Raw genomic sequence first — 6373 nt, forward strand, 5'->3', positions numbered from 1 at the left:
GCGTCCTCCATCGACAACTCCCTGCCCCTCAGCGGGGCAAAACCGTCCCGCTCAATCCTCGGCGGGAGAGCCGCCCTCACTCGACGCGCCGCGCGTGCGGCCGGCGAGCAGGGCAAAATAGGTGCAGATACAAGTCAGGATGTAGTAGACAACACACAGAAAACCTGCAAGCCCCGCCTGCGCGAGCTCGACGGGAGACTCAAGACAGCCGGACGCAGCGTCGCACATCCTCTGCCACGTCGACGGCGGGGAGGTGTTCACGCCCTCGTCCGTTTGCTCCGCGGGCAGCTGTGTTTCCTCTTCGCCGTTACCGAAGAGGAGGTCGTACGTTAACTCATCATATCCCCATGCCAAGCAGAGATCGTTGATGCTGTTGAGCCGGCTTTCCTGCATCCGAATCAGCAGATCCAGCAGAGCGATATCTTCTTCAAGCCCTTGGATTTCTGCCGCTGCTTCATACTCGGCTCGCAGGTATGTCCCGACGATGCTGCCGCCTGCAACACACCCTGCGGCAAAACCGCAGATCAGCGTCGCCCCCCACCACCAACCGCTGCGTCCCACGTCGTGCAGACGGCGCACGAACACGGCGGACAGGGGAACGATAATCAGGAGATCCCAGAAAAGCAACAGCCCGATGCCCGGAAGAAGAAAGCCCGGTATCAGCATCAGGGCAACAAGCAGAGCATTGACAAGGGTATGGAACAGCACGAACAACCAGAACTCACGCCTCGTGGCATAACCCCTGAAGTCGGCATAGTGGTGAAAGACGAGCTGACGGAAAACCTGCACGAAATTCGGAAGCTTCCTCTTCTTCTCACCGGCCTGCACGCCGACGAAAGGAAGCCTCGCGCCATCCTCATGGGGAAGCCGCGCGCCAATCTCGTGCGATGAGGCGTGGTCTTCGGGCGGCACGGATGCGGCAGCGAGTCGCTCTTGCCGCTCGTCGGGGCGGCAAGAGCCCTGTGTCTCGTCGGAAGCGGCGTTGTCGGAGTTCATGTCGATGTCGCTCATGGCTTGTGAAAAAGATTAAATAACAGAAAGCGCATCCCTCGCGGATCTCTCAGATACACCCTGTGCTGCTCGCAGTGTATCAGACGAAGCTGCCGCTGGCAAGTCGCGAGCGCGTGTTTGTCCGGTTCGGGTCGGACGTCATGCGAATAGCGCCGAGCAAAGCCGTAGGTTTTCTCGAGAAACATCGACTGTTTTTCACCTTGTATTCGGTGAGCCAGCGTGCTAACGTATGGACATGGACGCCTCTCCCCATTCCTCTGCCGGATGTGCATCCAACGAACCGAGCCGCTTCGACCGATGGCAGCGCCGTCTCCTCGACCTGTCGCTGCGCAACTCGATGCTCAACGCGCCGCTGCGCTCTCGCCAGTTTGAATTATTATTGCCGGATATCGCTGCCTTTGAAGACCAACTGTCATCCGGCCGACGCTTCCGTTTGGATGCCTTCCATGCGGAGGCGCTGGCGCAGCAGTCGGCGCGGGGCGGGAAAAAGACCGCTGCCGCTGAGGCGCCGACTAAGAGCGGGGAGGAGGAGCCCGGCGAAGCGCCGCAGGATGCGCTGTCCGACCCCCGGCTGAAGTCCAAGCTCGAGGAGATGGCTCAAAGCGCTTTTGCCCGTCGGCACCTGTGCTGCGTTTATCGCGGTCGGGGCGCTGCGGAACGCCGCCTTTTACAGCTCTACCGCGAGGCTCGCAACAATCTCGAAGAGCTCGGCTGCAACACCCTGTTTGTCACCGTCGGGCTGCTGCGCTGGCAGCGGGAGAAGGAGCCGGAGCGTTATCACTACGCTCCGCTGCTGCTCTTTCCCGTCGCGATGAGTCGCACGGGCACGACCTACTCGATCGCACAGGCCGATGGCGAACCCCGCTTCAACCTGACCTTGCTCGAGCTGCTCCGGCAGGAGTTCTCTCTGAGTATCCCGGCTCTGGAAGGCGCCCTGCCGGAAGATGAAGCCGGTGTCGACGTCCCGAAAGTGCTCGGTTTCGTCCGCGAGGCTATCCGGGAACGCGAGGGCTGGGCCGTGGAAGAACGCTGCACCCTCGGCACCTTCTCCTTTGCCAAGTTCCTGATGTGGAGGGACATGACGGAACGCCGCGACGAGCTGGAGAAAAACCTGCTGGTGCGCCACATTGCCGACGGCCACCGCGGCGCCTTCCCGGATCAGGAGAATTTCCCGGGAGTGCATGAGCTCGAACACCTCATCCCGGCATCGCAAATCTGTGCGCCTCTCTCCTCAGACTCCTCGCAGCTCGCGGCCGTCGTGGCGGCGGCACGGGGTAAGAGCTTCGTCCTCGTCGGGCCTCCCGGGACCGGCAAGAGCCAGACGATTGCCAACATGATTGCACAATGCTGTTCTCAAGGCAAGAGCGTGCTCTTTGTCGCCGAGAAATCCGCTGCACTCAACGTTGTCTACAAGCGCCTCTGCCGCATCGGGCTCGGCGATTTCTGCCTCGAGCTGCACTCCAATAAGGCGGACCGCGCCAAGGCTCTGCGCCAGTTTGCCGCGGTGCGCGACCTCGTGGCGGATTTCCGGGATGAGGATTGGACGGACGCTGCCGCGCGGCTGCAACAGGGGCGCGAAGAGCTCGATGCCGTCGCCGACGCCCTTCACCGGAAACTGCCCGAGGGAACCAGCCTCTACACACTGCTCGTCCGCTCTCTTATGGCCGAAGCTTTGCCTTCGCTGCCTCTGCCGAAAGGGTGTCGGCCTCCCGCCCTCGATGTGCGCGGAGCGGATGCTGAGGTGCAGCATCGCGCCGCCCTGCTGGCCGCGGCGGCGAAACCCGTCTGCGAGCAGTTGGGCGGTGCGCTGGAGCATTTGAGCCTGAGCCCCGGCGCTCAGGCTCACGAGCTCGATGAACTGGCCACCGGCCTCAGTGAATTGGCCGAGTCTTTGCAGCGGGTTGTCGAAGCGGCTGCGCGTCTGGAAGCGTCGATGCATCTGCCGACGACGGAGGAGCTGACGGCGGAACGGGCCGATGCGCTCATCAAACTGGCCGATTTTGCAGGCAAGCGTGCGGCGACACCCGGCGTAGCGTTCGAACAGTTGGTCGAGCTCATGTCCGACTACCGCCGTGCAGCAAGTCGACTTTCCGTTCCCTATGAAAAGGATGCGGAGCTGACGGCCGGGCTGGACGAGTGGCGTCACCGATGGCGCGAGGCGCAGCTGTCGTGGATCGTGTTGCGCTGGTTCAAGATGAGGAAGCTGCGCAAGCAATTAGCTGCTCTGGCCGAGCGCCCGCCGAGGGCCGAACACTTGGGGCGCGATCTCGATGCCCTCATCGCCATGGCGGAGGCCCGCCGCGCCTTTGAGGCTTTGACGCCGGAGCTGAGCCGTCTGCCGCACGCAACCGAGGAACTCAGCCGAGCCCTCGACAGTCGGCAGAAGCAGATCGCTGCCCTCGCGCAGCGCGGTTGGCTCATCGAGCGCGGGCTATCCAGCGCCGTCGGCAAGCAGCTCGACGGCGTGCGCTCCATCTTGGAGAACCGCCGCCTCTGGCGCGATTGGAGCATTTGGCGCGATACCGCAGATGAAAGCCGCTCCCAAGGCTACGGAGAACTCGTGGTCTGGCTGGAGCAGCGTGCCTGCCCGCCCGAGCAGTTGGTGCAGCGCACGTCCGCCACCTATGCACGGCGCCGCGCCGAGGCCGTCATTGCTGCCAATCCCGTCCTTTCGCGCTTCTCGACGCAGCTGCATGAACATCGCATCGAGGCTTTCCGCACCCGGGATGATGCGCTGATGACCCTCGCCGTCGGCTACGTGCGGCACTGCCTCTTCCGCCGCGCCTCCGCCATCCGCGATGCCTCCTGTCAGGATGAGCTCAACCTCCTGCAGCGCGAGCTGAGCAAATCCCGCGGCCATCTGCCGCTGCGGCGCCTCATCAGCTCTCTGCCGCGCACCTTTACCCTGCTCAAGCCCTGCGTCCTGATGAGCCCGCTGTCAGCCGCGCAGTATCTGGATGCCAAGCGCGAGCCCTTCGACGTGGTGATTTTTGACGAGGCCTCGCAGATTCCCGTCTGGGATGCCGTCGGTGCCATTGCCCGCGGACGCAGCGCCGTCATCGTCGGCGACCCCCGCCAGATGCCGCCCACCAGCTTCTTCTCGAAGCAGGAGGGCGAGACGGACGAGCCGGAAGAGCTCGAGCAGGATTTGGAGAGCATTCTGGACGAATGTATTGCCTGCGGCGTGCCGTCGATGAACCTGCGCTGGCACTTCCGTTCGCGCTCCGAATCCCTCATCGCCTTCTCGAACGAACGCTATTACGACGGATCGCTGATAACCTTCCCGAATGCCTCAACGGACGACGCGGCTCTTCAGCTGCACGAAGTCGCGGGCATCTACGAGAGGGGGACGAGCCGCACGAACACGACCGAAGCTCGCGCCTTGGTCGAGCACGTCATCGCGACGCTCAAGAGCCCGGGGTTCACCTACACGGAAATGACGAGCATCGGCATCGTGACCTTCAACACGCAGCAGCAGGAGCTCATTGCCGACCTGCTCGATGAAGCGCGAGCCGCCGACCCCTCGCTTGAACCCTATTTTGACGAAAATCTGCCCGAGGCAATCTTCGTCAAGAATCTCGAAAGCGTGCAGGGCGATGAGCGCGGCGTGATCTACTTCTCGACCACCTTCGGCCCCGACCCGAGCGGAAGCGTGTCGATGAACTTCGGCCCGCTCAACCGCAAGGGCGGTGAGCGTCGACTCAACGTGGCGGTGACGCGTTCGCGTGCGCAGATGCACGTGTTCTCATCGCTGCGCCCCGAGATGATTGACCTCGCCCACACACAAGCGCGAGGCGCGGCCGATCTGCGCGCCTTCCTTGAATGGGCGGCGAGCGCCGAGCGCGTCGCCCGAGGAGCGGCACCTGTAGCCGATCAAGGCGGAGAGGACGACAAGCTGCCGGATCTTGTGGCTGCGGCGCTTGAGACGCGAGGCTGGACCTGCCGCTGCCGTCCGGGTATCTCAGACCGTCGCATCGACGTCGCCGTCGTTGACCCGCAGCATCCCGACTCCTACCTTGCTGCCATAGAAATCGACAATGAGCCGGAGGAGCAGACTGCTCGCGACCGCGATAAACTGCGCGACGCCGTGCTCGAGGGTCTGGGCTGGGAGCTTATTCACCTCTGGGCGCTGGATTGGTGGCGAGACCCGGCTCGCGAGACCGAGCGGCTCCATGCGGCGCTCGAGCGCCTCGAAGCTCGCGGCCCCAAACCTCCGACCGAGTATCCGGATCTTGTGGCAGCCGCGGAAAGGTCTGATGATTCCGAGGAGCGGGCGGAACGCGCCGACGCGGACGGAGAAGCCGAGCAGGGCATGCCCCGACTCGACGACTATGAGGCCTTTGCGGGCGGCGTCGCGAACCCGGGTGAATTCTCTGATGCCGCATTCGCCAAGCTGATGCTGCAAGCCCTCGCGGCAGAAGGCCCGGTGACGCCGTCTCGCCTTGCGGCGGCGCTCTGCGCCAAGCCGACGGCTGCTCTGGTGCGCCGCGTCTGTCAAAAGGTGAGGAGAGTTGCCGAGTCACTCAGGCAACAGGGGGAACTCTGCGAGGAGGAGCAGCGCATCGAAGGCGGCGCCGTCATCGTCTACCGCCTGCCGAACCAGCCGACCTGTCGCCTGCGCAGCCGAGGGCCGCGAGACTGGGATGAGATTCCGCCCGAGGAAATTCGCGCAGCAGCCGAAATCGCCCGCGTACACGGCAAGGCCTTCACCGGCACCGATGATCATCTGCGGAAGACGGCACGCCTCTTCGGCAAGGTTCGCATGACGGCCTCCGTCACGGAGGCTCTGCGTCGAGCCGTCAGCTGCTGAGGCTGCGGCTCGAGCCCCAATTCTGCCGAACGCCGATTCTGCCGAGCGCCGGAGATAACGCGCTGCCGCATGCTCCGCGGCGGTGTGCCCGAGGGTGAGGGCAGGCACTTGCTCTTCATAGGCCGACGGGCGGCGGGCTCACGCGGCCGTGCAGGGGCAGACGGAAGGAGCCGAGGGTGGTTGGGGCCGCACGGATGCGGCAACGAAGCCCGGTTTGCCGGAGCTTGATGCGGCCGCGCCGAGCCGCACGGCCGTCGGTCGCGCCTGAGATTACTCGGGAAGGGGCGGCAGCGTGGGGTATTCGGGCGGTCGAGCGGCGTTGCTTTGGCCTGTTATAAAGTCGAGTGTCTGGTTGCAGGCCGGCATCACGAGAACGGAGACGACGGCAAGCGCGAGCGGAAGAAAGCGCATCATATCCCCCATTCTACAGGCTCGCGTCTCCGCCTGTCAAGGATAAATCCGTACGCCCCCGACGGCCGCACACGGACAAAAATCCGCACCATAAATCGAGCGAGAAAAGGACATGCGCAGTTGACTGGACAAAAATCCGCA

Annotated in this window: 3 protein-coding genes; 1 reads left to right on the forward strand and 2 read right to left on the reverse strand. The window is 63.9% G+C overall.

Translation table 11 applies throughout. The features are described 5' to 3' along the window. Positions 1-51 precede the first annotated feature (51 nt). Positions 52-1011 (reverse strand): DUF805 domain-containing protein, encoded by a 960-nt coding sequence (locus AC6UAL_RS07620; protein ID WP_500682780.1) that lies wholly within the window; start codon positions 1009-1011, stop codon positions 52-54. 235 nt (positions 1012-1246) lie between these two features. Here AC6UAL_RS07620 and AC6UAL_RS07625 point away from each other — a divergent pair, with 235 nt between their 5' ends. Next, positions 1247-5821 carry a DUF4011 domain-containing protein gene (locus AC6UAL_RS07625; RefSeq protein WP_500682781.1) on the forward strand — a complete coding sequence of 1525 codons (4575 nt, stop codon included), beginning with the start codon at positions 1247-1249 and terminating at the stop codon, positions 5819-5821. A 270-nt stretch (positions 5822-6091) separates the two neighbouring features. Here AC6UAL_RS07625 and AC6UAL_RS07630 read toward each other — a convergent pair whose 3' ends face one another. Continuing rightward, positions 6092-6235: a hypothetical protein gene (locus AC6UAL_RS07630; RefSeq protein ID WP_500682782.1), complete on the reverse strand. Its 144-nt coding sequence runs from the start codon at positions 6233-6235 to the stop codon at positions 6092-6094. Positions 6236-6373 lie beyond the last annotated feature (138 nt).

This window comes from Candidatus Parakkermansia intestinigallinarum, from assembly GCF_944389695.1.
GTDB classification, from domain to species: domain Bacteria; phylum Verrucomicrobiota; class Verrucomicrobiia; order Verrucomicrobiales; family Akkermansiaceae; genus Akkermansia; species Akkermansia intestinigallinarum.

Excerpts from the sequence above, each read along its gene's own strand:
- AC6UAL_RS07620 (WP_500682780.1), bottom strand. The coding sequence starts at position 1,011 with ATGAGCGACATCGACATGAACTCCGACAACGCCGCTTCCGACGAGACA.
- AC6UAL_RS07625 (WP_500682781.1), top strand. The coding sequence starts at position 1,247 with ATGGACGCCTCTCCCCATTCCTCTGCCGGATGTGCATCCAACGAACCG.
- AC6UAL_RS07630 (WP_500682782.1), bottom strand. The coding sequence starts at position 6,235 with ATGATGCGCTTTCTTCCGCTCGCGCTTGCCGTCGTCTCCGTTCTCGTG.